Below are 15,880 nucleotides of genomic sequence, written 5' to 3'. Positions count from 1 at the left end.
GTTGCGCGGCCGGGGGTGCCGGTCGGAGCAACACCCGGAGCGCTCGTTGCGTTGCAAACAGCAGCGAGATGGCGCGTGAAGATGTCGGTGGTGCCCGAACGATCCATACGGCCAACCAGACGGATCGGCGCGCCATCGGCGGCCCAGCGCGCTGCGGTGTCGTTGCTGACATCGAACAGCGCGGTGTTGAGGTTAGCCGACTTGAAGATCGGCTCATTCCAGTTCTTCAGCGTGCCGTTGAAGATGCCGCAATAGGCAGCCTTCGGCAAACGGATAGCCGCAAACGGAGCCCCCGTAGCCGGGCTCACGATGCCGCGACCACGAGCGTTGAAGAACATGTCCGCACCAGCGGCGTTGATGCCATAACGCGCGTTATAAGCAATCGCGACCGGCAGCAGGTAAAGCGGGAACGCGATGGCTGCGCCAGCGCTCGGGGCTGCACGGGTGTTGTAGGTAACGATGTCGCCAGGCGTGACGGGCGCGTCGGTGAAACCGAACTGCACGTTCGACCAGCTGGTTGCTGGGACAGCCGGGAATTGCGGGGCTTCAGCGGTACCGTTGCCGATGACTGCAGGGATTGCTGCGGTGTTGAACGGGTTAGACACGCCAGCCGTTGGCGTTGCGCTGCCGAGGAAATCGTCGCGGAAATTGCGCCACATCTGACGACCAAAGCCCGAACCGGTCGAAACATACTTTACCTGGCTGTTGGGCTGCAGGTTCTGTGCTTCGATCGAGCAATCGAGCGAGAGCGATGCGGTCGGGTCAGTGTAAAGGCCAGCAGGAACCAAGGTGAAAGCCGAACCCGACGAGTTGCCGCGCGCGTTGTCGATGCCGATGCAGTTGCCCATGCGCGGAACGATGTTGTTGATCGACGAAGCGCCAGTGCCATGCAGAGCGCCGTCGAAGGTCGACGGAGCAGGAAGCGGGATCTGGGTGGTCTGCGCGAACGCAGGCGAAGCCACTGTGCCAGCGACGACGGTCGCGGCAAGCAGCATGGACTTGAAGTTAGCCATTGGTAAATTCCTCCTAAAGGACTTCGAGAGTAAACTGAAAATTAATCGGACTGCGTTAAATTAATCGGACTGCGTTAAATTAATCGGACTGCGTTAAATGTTATAAAATCGGGAACATCACAATTTGCGGCCAAAAAGTGGTTAACAAGCGATTGCGAATCAGGGCAAAGGTTGCACCATATTTGAGGCACGCCACAAAAGACCTCCGCAGCATTCAAATTCAGATTTGAATGCTTGGCAGGTCCTGCGAGGTTCAAAATTTTTTCTTACGCACTCCCCCGATTCCCAGCCCGAAGCAGACTGGCATTCGCGTCTTAGCCTCGGCACATGACAGAAACGTGATTCTTTTGTTGCGGTCCGGGATAATCGCGGTCGTTTGCCCGCATACCTAAGGTTTACCCTCAGGTTTTGCGGCATGAGCTATCGGCCCTGCCTGATCGCATCCGGCAAAGGGCCGATCCGCACGAGGCCAGCCCTTCCCCGACATTTGGTCTTGGAAAAGCGACTGCTGCCTCGATGGAGCAACTGCACAATGACCCAAAACGCAGTTCCATCAGCCCTCCGGCACGGGGACTGCCCGGCGGCAAGTGCTCGTAACACAAATGACGCATTGCCCCCATAAGGCGCTGAGAGTGATGCCGGTGGGCCGGGGCCCGGTTGATTTTGGGCCTGTTTTCATTAGGGTCTTGCCGTGTTTTGGCTTCACCGCGAGGTTTCTGGTGTTAATTAACGCGAATATCGCCAAGGACGCTGATGCCGCTTCGCGCAGGTCATCGCATTCGCGCGGTGAAAAGGCGCATTTGCACGAAGCATCGCCGGAAACCGCCTCTTCCAATCCATCGCTGTCAATTTCCGAAGTTCTGGCGGACCGCGCGATGCTTTCGCGCGAAGCGCTGGCCCGCGCGCATCTGGTGCAGCAGGAAAGCGGCGAGCGCATCGAATCCGTGATTACCCGCCTCGGCCTGATGTCGGAACAGGCGCTATGCGAGCATCTTTCTGCCGCCAGCGGCCTGCCGCAAGCCCGCGCCGAGATGCTGCGCGAGCCAATGCCGCTGGAACGGCCGGTCGCCGCCGAGTTTCTGCGCGATATTCGCGCTGTTCCGATCGCGATCGACGATCAGCAGATCTGCGTGGCGGTGGTCGATCCGTTCGACAGCTTTATCGAGCCGGCGTTCCGCTTCACCTTTGAGCGCCGGGTGGAGCGCGTGCTGGCGCGCGCCAGCGACATCGAAGCGGTTATCGAGCGGCTGTGCCACGCTGGGGACGATCCAGTCGTGCTCGACGATGCCGTGGAATCGGGCGACATCGACCGGATGCGCGATCTGATCAGCGATGCTCCCGCCATTCGCGCGGTCAACCGTCTGATCGCCGAGGCAGTCGACGAGCACGCCTCCGACATTCACCTTGAACCGAGCGATGACAGTCTCGTCGTGCGCTTCCGCATCGATGGCATGCTCCGCCCGGTCACCCGGCTGCCACAGGCCATGCGCTCGTCGGTGGTGGCCCGGATCAAGGTCATGGCCGGGCTCGACATTGCCGAACGCCGCATTCCGCAGGATGGCCGCCTGAGGCTGGCGGTGCGCGGCCACGAAATCGATCTGCGCGTCGCCACCGCGCCTTCGATCCACGGCGAAAGCGTGGTGCTGCGCATTTTGGATCGTTCCAATTTGGCACTGGAATTCAGCGCGCTGGGCCTCGATGACCGGCTGGTGCTGCAGTTTCGCGAGGCGATCCACCGCCCCTATGGCATCGTATTGGTGACCGGGCCGACCGGCAGCGGCAAAACCACAACGCTCTATGCCGCGCTTTCTGAGCTCAATCAGGTCGAGCGCAAATTGCTCACGGTCGAAGACCCGATCGAGTACCGGCTGCCCGGCGTGGTGCAAACCCAGGTGCAGCCCGGCATCGGCTTCACTTTTGCCACGGCATTGCGATCATTCTTGCGGCAGGATCCCGATGCGATCATGGTTGGCGAAATCCGCGATGTCGAGACCGCGCAGATTGCCGTTCAGGCGGCGCTGACCGGCCATATGATCCTCTCGACCCTCCATACCAACACCGCAGCCGGCGCGATCACCCGATTGATCGACATGGAAGTGGAGCCTTTCCTGCTCAGCTCGGTGCTTGCCGGGGTGCTGGCGCAGCGTCTGGTGCGGCGCTTGTGCCTGCATTGCCGCGAACCGTTCACACCCGACGATGCGCTGATCACATCGCTGGGCATCGATGCCGCAGCCCTGGAAGCCAGCCAGTTCTTCCGCGCCACTGGCTGCGTCGCGTGTCATGGCACGGGCTATAGCGGCCGGATCGCATTGTTCGATTTTCTGCCGGTCGATGATGCGATCGCGCGGCTGATCCTGAAGCGGGCCGATGCCCGCGAAATCGAGGAATGCGCCAGCGCCTCCGGCCAGCGCACGCTGCTGCAAGAAGGCTATGCCAAGGCAGCGCAGGGGCTGACAACGATCGAGGAAGTGCTCAGAGTTGCGAGCGGCGAATGAACGCGGTGCCCGCCTTTCGCTATCGCGCGCTGCGCGGCGATGGCAGGATTGTCGCGGGGCAGCTTGACGCCGCGAGCGAAAGCGACGCGCTTGCGCTGATCCGCCGCAGCGGAAACACCCCGGTCGAATTGCGATTGGTCACAGGCGGCAGCGGCGCGGCGAGCGGCAACGAGGGTATATCGCGGCGCAACAGCGCGATCAGCCGCGCCGTCATCGCGGAGCTTGCGGTCTTGCTCAAGGCGGGCTTGCCGCTCGATCGTGCGCTGGCGTTGGCGGTCGGCAATATTTCCGATCCGGCCACAGCGGAAGCAATGGGCGCTCTGCTGAGTGCCGTGCGCGAAGGTGCGCCGATTTCACGCGCCATGCTCGATAATCCTGCGCTGTTCACCCCCGGCGAGGCCGCGATGGCTGAAGCGGGCGAAGCCAACGGCAGGCTGGGCGAGGCGATGGAGCGCCTGTCGCAAATGCTGGAGCAGGCCGCCGAGCTGCGGCGGCTGGTGATTACGTCGATGATCTATCCGATCGCGCTCTCGGTGATTGCCGTCGGGGTGATCCTGATGATGTTGCTGTTTGTCGTGCCGCAATTCGAGCGCCTGCTCGATAGCAGCCAGGCCGAACTGCCGTTCGCTTCCATGGCGGTGATCTCGGCCAGTCAGTTCCTGCGCGCTTATGGGCTGTGGATGTTGGCCGCGGTAATTTTGGCAGGTCTGGCTTTGCGCCAACTGCTTGGCCGACCGGCGAGCCGCTTGCGCATTGATCAGCTGATGCTGGGACTTCCGCTAATTGGCGAACTGGCGCGCCGGATCGAAACCGCACGTTTCTCGCATACGCTCGGCGCTTTGCTCGAAGGCGGCGTTGCCTTGCCGACGGCGCTGGCCCTGTCGCAGCGCACGGTGGGCAACACCGCGATCGGCGCCGCAATCGGCCGGATCGCCGAAGGTGTGCGCGAAGGCGGCGGCCTGTCAGGCCCTCTCGCTGCAACCGGCATGTTGCCGCGCCTGGCCATAGGCTTCATTCGCACCGGCGAAGAAACGTCGCAGCTGGCGCTCATGCTGACGCGGCTTGCCGTGGTGCTTGATCGCGATGTACGAACCCGGCTCGAACGTCTTGTTGCAATCCTTACGCCGACCATCACCGTTTTTTTAGGCACAGCCGTGGCGGTGATCATTGCATCTGTCATGTCGGCCATCCTTGGTTTCAATGAACTGGCGGTATCCCAATGAAAATACGTGACCGGAACGAGCGGGGCTTCACGCTGATCGAGCTGCTGGTGGTGCTGGCCATTCTGGGCCTGTTGGCGGCCATCGTCGGCCCGCAAGTGATCCGGTATCTGGGCAGTTCGCGCACGCAGACTGCCCAGATACAATCGAAGAACATTGCTGCTGCGCTCGAGCTGTTCAAGCTCGATACCGGGCGCTACCCCACCGCCGAGGAAGGGTTGGCATCGCTGGTGAAAGCTCCTTCGAGCGACACAACTTGGAACGGCCCCTACATTGCCGACGCAGCCGCGCTCAAGGATCCTTGGGGAAAGCCCTACTTGTTCAAATCTCCGGGCGATCATGGCGAGGCAGACGTCTATAGCTTGGGCTCCGACGGTGCCGCTGGCGGCACTGGTGAGGCCAAAGATGTCGGCAACTGGTAATCAGCAACGCAGATCTCTGCGCGATGCAGGGTTCACGCTGATCGAGTTACTGGCGGCACTGGCCATTGCGGCTTTGCTGACTGGAATCGCCTTTCCCGCTTTGCAGAATCAGCTCGCCCGGAGCGCACAGATCGAAGCGCGTATGACGCTCAAGCTGGCACTGACCCAGGCCCACGCCGATGCGATCGCGCAAGACCAGCCAATCCGGGTATGGTATTCGCCTGCTCGCAAGATGCTGCGATCGGCCTCCTCCCGCAGGCCAGCTTTGATCCTGCCACCGCAGGTCAACCTCGATTGGCCAGCGCAAGGTTTTGTCTTTTATGCCGATGGAACAGCAAGCGGCGGCTATGGCACCATCAAGACCGCTTCGCAGCGCCAGCGGTTTTACGTCGATGCAGCGACATCTCGTCTCGTGATCGAACAGTGACTTTTCCTTCTGGCCAACCACGATGGGCGCGATCCTGCCCGCACGATCAGGGATTTTCACTGATCGAGACGCTGATTGCGCTGGTGATTATCGCCGCCATGACCGCCGCGCTCGTGGGCACCACAACGCAAGATGCGCGAACGCGGCTGGCAGTGCACCAACGTCGCGAGGCGCTGATGGTGGCGCAATCGGCGCTGGATCAGGTGGCCGACGTCAATGCCGCAGACGCCGGACAATGGCGGGGCTACACTTGGTCGGTTGCGCGCGAACCTTACGCACAAACCGACCCGCTTGACCGCCATCCGCTTGAGCAAGTGTCCGTCGCGGTAAAAAGCAAAGGTCGCGAAGTTTTGCGATTGAGCACGGTGCGGATCAAGCCATGATGCAAACCAGCCGCCTGAAACGCGAACCCTCCTGCGGTCAGTCGGGCTTCACGCTGATCGAAATGCTGGTCAGCCTGGCAATGGTGGCCATGGTTTCAGCCGTGATGATGATCGGTATTGGCCGGATGGATCTGCGCCAGCGGCTGGCGGCCACAAAGGAAGCCCAGCTCGATGAAATCGCCGATGCGCAGTTCGCGCTGCGCCACCGGGTTGCGCACATTCTGCCCTCGCTGAACCCCCAGACGGGCTCGACCATCGATTTTTCAGGCAACGAGTTCGTGATGGACTTCGATGGCGCGCCCCCGGACAATGCCGCAGGCGACGCATTCCAGCGCTATCGCTTGCGGCTGGAACGGAGCGGTGATCTGATGCTTTATCGCCTGTCTTCGGTGAACGAGACAGTTGATCGGCGTCAGGCAACCGTCGATGGGTGGGTCGCCAAACGCATACTTTCAGGCGCGGCGGCTTTTTCGCTGCGCTATTTCGGCCCCGCGCCCGATAGCGAAGGCAATGGCGGAGTGGTTTCGCGTTGGCAAAACCGCTGGTCAAACCGCAAAGTGCTGCCTTCGCTGATCAGCGTGCGGCTCGAATTCCCGTCTGGCGACAAGCGGTCATGGCCGGACTTAGTGGTGCGGTTGCGCGCGGCCAACGGTGATGCTTGCGACCGCGATCTGCAAACCGACGATTGCAAGGGTAGCATATGAGCGGACGCGGCATATTGGACGCCGACATGCAGACCGTCGGACGGTGGATCAGCGCGGGTGTGAGCTGGTGGCTCGACCAGCTCAGCACGCTGGTGCCGCAGCGCCTGCGAGATTGGCAAACGACGCGCAGGATTTTGGCGGATTATCAGCCGGAGACTGGCGAATTTCTGACGCGGCTCGATCCAGCGGCGCCATATCCGGCGCGCCTGGGCCCCGTGACAATCATTCTTCCCGCCGGTTTTTGCTTGACCCGGATGATCGAACGACCGGCCATGATCCCTCGCGATCTGGAGAGCATGATCCAGCTTGATGGCGCGCGGATCATGCCTATGGCCGCAGAGGATATGCTCATCGCCACGCGGATCGTGTCGCGCAGCGAAACTACTGGCCGGATGCAGGTCGAGGTCGCCGCCATGCCGCGCCCCGCAGCCGATGCGCTGAGCGTAGCGCTCGCACGACTTGATCAGCCGTGCCTCGGCATCCTGACCGCCACGCCCGAGCCGCTGGAAGTGCCGCCGATCAATTTCCTGCCGATGCTGCAAAAGGCCGGGCTGGCGCGCAACCGAAGCCGCGGAGCAATGCCGCTGTGGATCGCAGTCGGAATGCTGCTCATCCTCAACATCGGAATCTTGGTCTGGCGCGACAGCGAGGCAGTGAAGATACTGGAGGCGCGCGTCGCCCAGCAGCAACCAGCGATAGGCGCCGTGCGCCGGATCAATGCGCAGATCGCCCGCGCAGACGGTTTTGCCGCGGCTACGGTCGATGCGCGCCGGACCGGCGAACCCATGGACATGCTCGCGCGCATTGCCGCAACGCTGCCGCAAGGCGTTTGGGTGCAGCGCTATACCTGGCAAGGCGACGCCTTGCGTTTAAGTGGCTACCGCCCACCACAAGCCGACATTGCGGGCGGACTGCGCCGGGCAGGTTTGCGCGTCGAGCGGTATAGCGACTCGTCCTCGGCAGGGCAGAATGCCCTCGGACAGCCGTTTGAAGTGACGTTACGGATAACCAGACAATGACCACGCGCACGCTCACGCCCCGGCAATCGCAGGCGGTCGCCCTGTTCATTCTGCTCGCGCTGATTGCTCTCATCGCGCTCGTGATCGTGGGGCCACTGGTCTCAGGATTTTATGAGCGCGCAGCGCAGCGGCGCCAGCTTGCTCTGCAATACAGCGCCAATGATCGCAATATCGCTGCCATACCGCGCCTGCGCCGCATGGCCGAAGCGCACGAGCGGTTGCTTGGCGATTTTGTGCTCACAGCGCCCGATGCAGCCAGCGCGGGCGAGGCGCTGCGGCAAAGGATGCAAACCGCCATCATCACGCTAGGCGGCGACTTTCGCGGCGGCGAAGATATCCCGGCGCCCACAGCCGGACAGGCCGCCGCCAGAATCACCGCGCGGATATCCTCCAGCCAGCTAAACCTGCTGCTCGCCAGCATTCAGAATTCGAAGCCGTTCCTTACAATCACCGCACTAGTCATTGGCGCCGATGAAGCGCTGGTGACCGGTCAAGCTTCCGCATTGGATGTTCAAATTGAAGCATCGATTCCCTATCGCCCTGCCGCCAAGCGGTAGCAGAGCGCGATTGCCGGCGCTGATCGTGCCGGTGCTCGCGGCTGCGGCTGTGCTTCAGGTTATGCTGCCCTATGCCGAAGAGCTCTCGGTCGGCGGCGTACCCTCGCGCCAGAAGCGCGTCGCACCGCCACCGCAAGCACCGCTGGTGTCGGTGCCGACGTTTCTGGGCAAGCGCGATCTATTCAGCCCTGCCGGCAATTCCAGCGCCGAGGCCGCTGCCGCGCCGACTGATGCGCTGGGCGGCGCAGTGATCGCCGGAACGGTGCAACGCGGGCGCGGGCTGGTCGCTGTGGTGCAAGAAAAGACCGGAAGAATCCGCTATGTCGGCCCCGGCGGCAAAGTTGCCGGATGGCGGATATCGGGACTTACAGCGAGCGGTGCCCGCCTTACCCGAGGCACCGAAAGTATCAACGCAGCCTATGGCGCGATCGCCGCCGCACCCGCCGCGCCCGCCCCTGAAAACCCGGAAGACGGCCAATGATCCCTTCACATCCGCGCCTCAAGTCCATCGTTATCATCGCGCTGACCAGCACGGCATCGGTCGCCGCAGCGCCCGATCCCATTCCAATCCCGGCAACCCCGGAGCTTGCGCAAATGGGCGATCCCAGCGTCCCCCGCAAAGAGCCGCCGACGCCAGCCCAGCCGCCCCAGCCCGGCGAGGATTACCAGATCCGCGCCACCATCGTGCCCGGCACGGAAACTCCGCCGGTCATGCCCAAAATTGTCGATTTCAAAACGGAATCTGGCGACATCAGGGTCAATTTTCCGGATGCGGACGTAGCTGTCGTCGCTCAGGCGGTGTTGGGCGACATTCTGAAGCGCAACTATGTGATTGCCCGCAGTGTCAGCGGCAAGGTCAATCTTGTCACGGCTGGCCCGGTCTCGAAATCTTCGCTGCTCGATCTGTTTGAGCGGGCTTTGCGCCGGAGCAATCTGGCGATGGTTCCGGTGGCCGGCGGATTTGAAATCCAGAATTCAGCCGCAGCGAGAGGGCTGATCCCGCCTGATTCGACCGGATTTGGCACCGAAATCTTCACCCTGCGGTTCATCAATGCCGATGAAGTTCGCAAAGTCATAGACTCGATTCTTCCAGGGGTCGTCACCGCGACTGACCCCGCAACCGGGGCCATCACGATCGCCGGCACGACCGGCCAGCGCGCCAGCGCGCGCGATGTGCTGAAACAATTCGATGTCGACTGGCTTCGCAACACCAGCTTCGCGCTGTTTGTACCCAATCGCACCGATGCCCGGCTGATCACGCCTTCGATCGACAAGCTGATCAATGCCGCAGATTCGCCAACGCGCGGGCTGGTTCGGCTGATCACGATGGATCAGCTTAACGGCATTCTGGCGATCAGCGCGCAGCCCCAATATCTCACCGATGTAAAGCGCTGGGTCGAAATTCTCGACCGTGAGGGCGAGAGCAACGAGCGCAAGATCTTTGTTTATCGCGTGCAGAATGGCCGCGCGCGGGATCTGACGCGCACCATTAACGCCGCCTATGGCGTGGGCGGAGGAAGTTCGGGCGGGAACAGCAACGATGCCTTCGCAGATCGAAACGACCAATCGCAAGGCGGAACGTCCCAGAATGGCCAGAATGGATCGGCGCAGAATGGTGCGTCTGGCGGAAGCTCCCTGCCTCGTCCGGCGTTCGGCCAGGCTCCCGGTTCCGGGCCGAACTCACCAGACGGCGCCTCTGCCAACGGCGGATCAGGCGGCGGCACGACCGCGCGGGTTACTGCCGATGAGACCAACAATGCGATCATCGTGCTGGGAACGCCGCGGGAATATGCAACGATCGAGGATGCTCTGCGCAAGCTTGATCTTGCGCCGCAACAGGTGCTGATCGAAGCGGCGATCACCGAGGTCAGCCTGACCGACGACTTGCGCTATGGCGTTCAATGGAATTACCTGAGCGGATCAAGCCAGGTGGGTTATTCTGAAGGCTCCACGCCTGTCCCCGTGCAGACTTACCCTGGATTTTCGTTTTTCTATGGCGGCTCCAGCATCACCGCCACGCTCAATGCACTGCAGGAGCGCACCAATGTGAAAGTGGTGTCGGCGCCAAAGCTGCTCGTGCTCAACAATCAGAGCGCGGCGCTGCAAGTGGGCGATCAGGTGCCGATCTCTACTGGATCCGCGACCAATCTGGTGGGCAACACCAACGCGGTGATCAACACTATCGAATACAAGGACACCGGCGTGATCCTGAAGATCACACCGCGTGTCAACGCGAGCGGCATGGTCCAGCTCGATGTCTCTCAGGAAGTCAGCCAGATCAGTTCATCGGCAGCAGGCTCTGCGACGCAGCGCCAGTCGCCGACTATCTCGACCCGGCGGATCGCGACAACGGTCTCGGTACGTGATGGTGAGGTTATCGCGCTTGGCGGGCTGTTCAGCGACACCAGAACCTTTGGCAAGAACGGCATTCCATTCCTCTCGCAAATCCCCGTTCTGGGCGGACTGTTCGGTACCCATCGCAATACCGACCGGCGGACCGAACTGATCGTGCTGCTCAAGCCGCATGTCATTGCGAACCCTGACGATGCCCGCGCAGCAACCGATGAACTGCGAAGCAAAATCCGCACGCTTGAACCGTTCAAGAGTACCGGCAAGATCCCATGAGGCTGGCGCCGCGAGACCCCGAGGAGCGCGGCTATGCCCTGATTGCGGCAGTGGCGAGCATTGCCGTCTTTGCGGCAGTCTCGCTGGCGATCATCAGCGCGACCCGGATCGACATTGCCAAAGGAGGCGGCGAGGTTTCCAGCGTGCGGACGCGGCTGGCCGCAGAAGCAGGCGTCGCCATAACGCTGCACGGCCTGATAAACCGCGACATCGCGACATTGGCGCTGCTTGACGGGCGGAGCCAGGAGTTGAACTTTGCCGATACGCGGGTGGTGATGACCTTGATCGACGAACGCGGCAAAGTTGCGATCAACCGGATCGGGTCGCCGGTGATCGAGCGCATGCTGAACGAGGCCGGGCTGGATAGCGCCCAGATGGCCATTGCCCGCGACTCGCTGATAGATTGGCAAGACCCAGACGACGAAGCGCTGCCCGATGGCGCTGAAGCGCCATTCTATGCCAAACGGGGGATCATGCCGCGCAATGGATACTTAATGAGCATCGAAGAACTTAGCTTGATCAGGGGGTTTACGCCCGAAATCATCAATCGGCTGCGGTCGTTCGTGACCGTGGAGCCCGATGCTTTGCCGTTTAACCCGCGCACCGCCGGAGCAAAAGCGCTTGCGGCAATGGGCGACACTATCGGGGCGGTGACAGAGATCGAACGCAAGCGCGAGAGCGCCGGACAGCGCACCGCATTCGGGTTTACGGAAGGCACAAGATGGATCGGATGGCCCATCACGATCTCAGTCGAGGCCACACATCCAGATCACGGGCGGCATCATCTGGAAACGACAGTCGAGCTAACCGGAAAACCTGCCCATCCTTATATCATTCGCCGCATAGGCTGACACGGATCGCTCCGATCAATTCTGTCCGGGGAACGCACCCGTGGTGGGCGCGGCGGCGGCCATCGGCACGCCCCAAGGCGCAAACAGCGGCTTTGGCGCAGTAGGCGAAAATGCGCGCAAGCGGATTTGCTGAAATTGCCGAGGCTGCGCGCTGCGGCTCTTGAGTGGAGGAACTGCGGGCTCGTTGTTACTGAGCGAGGCTGTGGCAGAAGTGCCAGCGTCGCCGGGCATGCGGTAAAAGATGTGCGCGCCAATCTGGGTGACGCGGGTGCCGGATCCCGCCCAATAGGGCGATACATAGTTTGCATGATAATGCGTGGCACCGTTTACCCAATCGGGCGCCTTGCCCGAGAGCACCGAAGTTGCCGCAAGCCTTGCGCTTTCCAGCGTTGCTTCACGCAAACGGCGGCGGATCGAACCATCGCAAGTAAACGTGAACTGGCAACCGGTTACGCGCTGCGAGCCATCGAAAACAACGCCGCACACCGACCCCGGAAAACGCCGGACATGCGTTCGGTTCAGAATGACCTGGGCGACGGCCTGCTGCCCGGCAAGGGGCTCCCGCCCCGCTTCATAAGCGATCGCCATGGTAAGGCAAACAAGCGCGCGGCTCCGCGATGATGCACCGAACGATAACCCGCCGTCGTCGAGCACGCTATACGCGGGGGGCGTATAGACGGAGGGGTTAGTCCCGGAAGCAGCATATGCCGGCGCCGCTACGCTGACAAATAATGGCGCGCTGGCAGGGCCGATGTGCGCCGTGGTGGAACCAATCGGCAGCGCGGCCCCAGCCGCATTCGTTTGCGATGATTCGGCCCAGTTGCCTGACGTGTTGTCAGCCAGTGCGCTCTGCGGCAAAGCCGCCAAAGCAGCGAACCCAAGCAGCAGGCCGCCCGCGATAATGCGGACCTTGGCCAGAAGTTGGGCGCGCAACGAATCTTTAACCCACATAGCAACCTCCATGGCGAGGTTTTGTTTCATTTGATTGACACAATTTCCTTCGAAGGGAGCGGTCAGGCCTTCGAGCCAGAGAATCGTCGCTTCAACCCCATGCCAACGGGAAATTCCATGCTGATCAGAACCGCAATCGTGGCCGGAGCGCTTGCTCTTGGCGTTACGCTATCTCCTCTGCATGCCACCAAAGCTGCTTCTGCCCGGCAAAAGAATGCCGCCAAGCCCGCGCGCATCCCCGACCGACTGCTCATCTGTGCGATCCGGCACGTGACCAACTATGATCCGGCCGAAATGCAAACGGCGGCCGACCTGAAATACGATGCGGTTCATCGCCTGACTTTGTTCCTTCCGAACAGTCCGGTTCGCACCAAAGGCCCGCCTGAAACATACGAGAAGCCTGAACCGGTCAATCCGCGCACCCGGATCATCGAAGACCCCGATCACATCGCCCCGCTGCGACGCGGCCGCTTTGAACGTGTCATCGATTATTGGCCTGAACGGGCCGAACTCTCCGCAACGATTTCCGGGGACCTGATCAACGCGATCGTGATCAATGGCTTTGATCCGGCGACCAACACCGTGAACCTGTTCATGACCCGCGCGACGGAGCTGACGCATTTCCAGCCCGAACACATCTATCAGGGGCAATGCCAGGTTCGAATCGGTGCTGCTGCCAACAAGCGACCCAAGGTCTGACAGGCGGCGATCCCAGCGGCAGACCACGGTATCGGCAAAGTTCGAAGGTTCTCCAGGCATCTGTCGCGGCAGATGCCGACATTCGTGTCGTTGGGCTGTGCTCCTTTGGAGCTAGGCGGGTTGATCGGGCGAGCCTCACCTTTGCTGCGGCCAGTCCCCTTGGCGATCCGCTCAGCGGCTGACGGGGAGCCTTGCCTGTTGGGCGGGTTAGCACTTATGGCGATTGCGACCATCGAGGCGGACGGTATCGGAATAACTGGCAACGCGGTTTCAGGCCCTGATTGCCAACAGGATGGCCCACCAGGATTACAAGGTGCACGATGAGATATCCCAAGCTGCTTGAACCGCTCGATCTTGGTTTCACCACGATCAAGAACCGTTCGATCATGGGCTCGATGCATACCGGGCTTGAGGAAATGGAGGGCGGCTTTGAGCGGATGGCCGGCTATTTTGCCGAGCGCGCCGCCGCTGGCGTGGGCATGATCATCACCGGCGGCATCTTCCCCAATGCGGAATCCTCGCGCGGGGGGGCCACGATGTCCAACGACGAGGAAGTCGGCAATCATCGGATGGTGACCAGCGCGGTCCATGCCGCCGATCCTGATGTGAAAATCTGCATGCAGATCCTGCACCCGGGGCCACTTGCGTCCACCCGCGAACTGGTCGCTCCTTCGGCGGTCAAATCCCGCATCGGCCGGCATGTGCCCAACGCGCTCGACAAGGCCGGGATCGCCAAGCAGATCAGCGATCATGCTCACTGCGCCGCGATGGCGCAAAAAGCAGGTTATGACGGGGTCGAGATCATCGGTTCGGCGGGTTATTTGATCTCTACATTCCTCGTCGAAAAAACCAATCTGCGTGAAGATGAATATGGCGGCCCGTTTGAAAACCGCATGCGCTTTGCGCTGGAGATCGTCGAAGCGGTGCGAGCCGCCGTCGGCCCGTCGTTCATCGTTATCTTCCGCATCGCAGCGATGGACATGCTTGAAGGCGGGATGAGCTGGGATGAGATCGTCACTTTGGCACAGGCGCTCGAGCGCGTTGGCGTGACCATCATTTCCACCCATTTCACCTGGCATGAAAGCGCGGTGCCCACGATCGCCACGATGGTCCCCCGCGCTGCCTTCACTGGCGTTACAGGGCGGCTGCGCCAGCATGTCAGTGTGCCAGTGATCACTTCGAACCGGATCAACATGCCGGATGTGGCCGAGGCCGTGCTCGCGCGCGGCGATGCCGATCTGGTCTCGATGGCGCGGCCTTTCCTCGCGGACAGCGAATTCATGCGCAAGACGATCGAAGGCCGCGAGGATGAGATCAACACCTGCATCGCTTGCAACCAGGCCTGCCTCGATCACACTTTCTCTGGCATTTTGACCTCATGCCTCGTCAATCCGCGGGCCTGCCATGAAACGCAGCTCAATTATCTGCCCGTGCTCTCTCCCCAGCGTATCGCGGTCGTCGGCGCTGGTCCTGCTGGCCTCGCCTACGCCACCACAGCGGCGCAGCGCGGGCACAGCGTAACACTATTCGAAGCATCGCAGGAAATCGGCGGCCAGTTCAATCTCGCCAAGCGCATTCCCGGCAAGGAGGAGTTCCACGAGACCATCCGCTATTACAAGCGGATGATCGAAGTGCACAACATCGACCTTAGGCTCGGCGTCCGCGCTGATGCCAATATACTGCAGGCAGCCGGTTTCGATAAAGTCGTCGTTTCCACCGGGATCACCCCGCGCGTGCCCGACATTGCCGGCATCGATCACCCCAGCGTGGTCGGCTACATCGATGTTATCCAGGGCCGCAAGCCGGTTGGCAAGCGGGTCGCCGTGATCGGCGCAGGCGGCATCGGTTTCGATGTCTGCGAACTGATCACCCATAGCGGCCCCTCCGGCGCGCTCGACCGCAATGTGTTTGCGGCCGAATGGGGTGTCGATTTCGAGAACCATCCGCGCGGCGGCGTGACCGGGGTAGAACCGCGCGTCGCTCGAGCAGACCGCGAGGTGTTCCTGCTGCAACGCAAGGATAGCAAAGTGGGCAGCGGGCTGGGCAAGACGACCGGCTGGACCCATCGGCTGACGCTGGCGCGGCGCGGCGTCAAAATGCTGAATGCGGTCGAGTACGTCAAAATCGACGACGCAGGTCTCCACATCCGGCAAGGCGGAATGCCCGAGCTGCTCGAAGTCGACACGATCATCTTCTGCGCTGGGCAGGAACCAGCGCGTGGCCTGTTTGACGAGTTGGCTGCAATGGGCATTGCGGCCGACTTAATCGGCGGGGCCTTCGAAGCCGCAGAACTCGACGCCAAAGCGGCGATCAAGCAGGCCAGCTATCTCGCCGCAGCGGCCTGAGCGAAACCGACTGCGCTTCGGCAAGGAAGCCGCACATTTGCGCAGGCTGCACTTAGGCAGATTACGCTTGGGCAGATTACCTCTGAGCTGATTAAGGTGCTGCGCGCCCATCTCGCATCAATGCCCTGCGGCAAGTCCGCCACATGATCAGGGGCGCCCTTGCCACCCT

At 61.7% G+C, this 15,880-nt stretch carries 15 protein-coding genes; 13 read left to right on the top strand and 2 right to left on the bottom strand.

The genetic code is table 11. From position 1 onward, the window contains the following. Nucleotides 1–1,013 (bottom strand): substrate-binding domain-containing protein (locus Q0O40_RS11265; protein ID WP_295529678.1); only part of this gene is annotated, 1,013 nt, incomplete at its 3' end. 800 nt (nt 1,014–1,813) lie between these two features. On the opposite strand from Q0O40_RS11265, the gene Q0O40_RS11260 reads away from it, so the two are divergent. The 11 genes from Q0O40_RS11260 to Q0O40_RS11210 are packed head-to-tail and all read left to right on the top strand — an operon-like array spanning nt 1,814 to nt 11,716. Then, nucleotides 1,814–3,508: a GspE/PulE family protein gene (locus Q0O40_RS11260; RefSeq protein ID WP_295529676.1), complete on the top strand. Its 1,695-nt coding sequence runs from the start codon at nt 1,814–1,816 to the stop codon at nt 3,506–3,508. Further along, nucleotides 3,505–4,731: a type II secretion system F family protein gene (locus Q0O40_RS11255; protein WP_295529674.1), complete on the top strand. Its 1,227-nt coding sequence runs from the start codon at nt 3,505–3,507 to the stop codon at nt 4,729–4,731. The genes Q0O40_RS11260 and Q0O40_RS11255 overlap by 4 nt, the downstream gene beginning before the upstream one ends. After that, nucleotides 4,728–5,150: a type II secretion system major pseudopilin GspG gene (gene gspG / locus Q0O40_RS11250; protein ID WP_295529672.1), complete on the top strand. Its 423-nt coding sequence runs from the start codon at nt 4,728–4,730 to the stop codon at nt 5,148–5,150. The genes Q0O40_RS11255 and gspG overlap by 4 nt, the downstream gene beginning before the upstream one ends. Next, on the top strand, nt 5,104–5,577 hold the full coding sequence (locus tag Q0O40_RS11245; RefSeq protein ID WP_295529670.1) for a prepilin-type N-terminal cleavage/methylation domain-containing protein: 474 nt from the start codon (nt 5,104–5,106) through the stop codon (nt 5,575–5,577). Before gspG ends, Q0O40_RS11245 begins: the two co-directional genes overlap by 47 nt. After that, on the top strand, nt 5,574–5,960 hold the full coding sequence (locus Q0O40_RS11240) for a type II secretion system protein (RefSeq protein WP_295529668.1): 387 nt from the start codon (nt 5,574–5,576) through the stop codon (nt 5,958–5,960). The genes Q0O40_RS11245 and Q0O40_RS11240 overlap by 4 nt, the downstream gene beginning before the upstream one ends. Then, nucleotides 5,957–6,664 carry a prepilin-type N-terminal cleavage/methylation domain-containing protein gene (locus tag Q0O40_RS11235; RefSeq protein WP_295529666.1) on the top strand — a complete coding sequence of 236 codons (708 nt, stop codon included), beginning with the start codon at nt 5,957–5,959 and terminating at the stop codon, nt 6,662–6,664. The genes Q0O40_RS11240 and Q0O40_RS11235 overlap by 4 nt, the downstream gene beginning before the upstream one ends. After that, nucleotides 6,661–7,683, top strand: coding sequence for a hypothetical protein (locus Q0O40_RS11230; RefSeq protein ID WP_295529664.1), 1,023 nt, complete (start codon nt 6,661–6,663; stop codon nt 7,681–7,683). The genes Q0O40_RS11235 and Q0O40_RS11230 overlap by 4 nt, the downstream gene beginning before the upstream one ends. Continuing rightward, nucleotides 7,680–8,240: a type II secretion system protein GspM gene (gene gspM, locus Q0O40_RS11225; protein WP_295529662.1), complete on the top strand. Its 561-nt coding sequence runs from the start codon at nt 7,680–7,682 to the stop codon at nt 8,238–8,240. The genes Q0O40_RS11230 and gspM overlap by 4 nt, the downstream gene beginning before the upstream one ends. Nucleotides 8,241–8,250: 10 nt before the next feature. Then, on the top strand, nt 8,251–8,721 hold the full coding sequence (locus Q0O40_RS11220; RefSeq protein ID WP_295529660.1) for a hypothetical protein: 471 nt from the start codon (nt 8,251–8,253) through the stop codon (nt 8,719–8,721). Then, entirely contained in the window at nt 8,718–10,865 is a 2,148-nt protein-coding gene (gspD, locus tag Q0O40_RS11215; protein ID WP_295529658.1) for a type II secretion system secretin GspD, read from the top strand. Before Q0O40_RS11220 ends, gspD begins: the two co-directional genes overlap by 4 nt. After that, on the top strand, nt 10,862–11,716 hold the full coding sequence (locus Q0O40_RS11210; protein ID WP_295529656.1) for a general secretion pathway protein GspK: 855 nt from the start codon (nt 10,862–10,864) through the stop codon (nt 11,714–11,716). Before gspD ends, Q0O40_RS11210 begins: the two co-directional genes overlap by 4 nt. 15 nt (nt 11,717–11,731) lie before the next feature. Here the strand turns inward: Q0O40_RS11210 and Q0O40_RS11205 are convergent, their stop codons facing one another. Further along, entirely contained in the window at nt 11,732–12,649 is a 918-nt protein-coding gene (locus Q0O40_RS11205; RefSeq protein WP_295529654.1) for a cell wall hydrolase, read from the bottom strand. Between Q0O40_RS11205 and Q0O40_RS11200 the strand changes: the two genes are divergently transcribed. Both Q0O40_RS11200 and Q0O40_RS11195 read left to right on the top strand, forming a co-directional pair. Next, nucleotides 12,638–13,366: a hypothetical protein gene (locus tag Q0O40_RS11200; RefSeq protein WP_295529652.1), complete on the top strand. Its 729-nt coding sequence runs from the start codon at nt 12,638–12,640 to the stop codon at nt 13,364–13,366. The genes Q0O40_RS11205 and Q0O40_RS11200 overlap by 12 nt on opposite strands. 320 nt (nt 13,367–13,686) lie before the next feature. Continuing rightward, a complete protein-coding gene (locus Q0O40_RS11195; RefSeq protein ID WP_295529650.1) occupies nt 13,687–15,711 on the top strand; it encodes an NADPH-dependent 2,4-dienoyl-CoA reductase in 2,025 nt (674 codons plus the stop codon). Nucleotides 15,712–15,880: the final 169 nt, after the last annotated feature.

Origin of the sequence: Novosphingobium sp. Chol11, from assembly GCF_945870625.1 — a bacterium.
GTDB lineage: Bacteria > Pseudomonadota > Alphaproteobacteria > Sphingomonadales > Sphingomonadaceae > Novosphingobium.
This window is presented reverse-complemented; position numbering and strand designations above follow the sequence as displayed.

Coding starts and splice junctions, on each gene's coding strand:
- gspG (WP_295529672.1), top strand. CDS start 4,728: ATGAAAATACGTGACCGGAACGAGCGGGGCTTCACGCTGATCGAGCTG.
- gspD (WP_295529658.1), top strand. CDS start 8,718: ATGATCCCTTCACATCCGCGCCTCAAGTCCATCGTTATCATCGCGCTG.
- Q0O40_RS11230 (WP_295529664.1), top strand. CDS start 6,661: ATGAGCGGACGCGGCATATTGGACGCCGACATGCAGACCGTCGGACGG.
- Q0O40_RS11235 (WP_295529666.1), top strand. CDS start 5,957: ATGATGCAAACCAGCCGCCTGAAACGCGAACCCTCCTGCGGTCAGTCG.
- Q0O40_RS11210 (WP_295529656.1), top strand. CDS start 10,862: ATGAGGCTGGCGCCGCGAGACCCCGAGGAGCGCGGCTATGCCCTGATT.
- Q0O40_RS11195 (WP_295529650.1), top strand. CDS start 13,687: ATGAGATATCCCAAGCTGCTTGAACCGCTCGATCTTGGTTTCACCACG.
- Q0O40_RS11255 (WP_295529674.1), top strand. CDS start 3,505: ATGAACGCGGTGCCCGCCTTTCGCTATCGCGCGCTGCGCGGCGATGGC.
- gspM (WP_295529662.1), top strand. CDS start 7,680: ATGACCACGCGCACGCTCACGCCCCGGCAATCGCAGGCGGTCGCCCTG.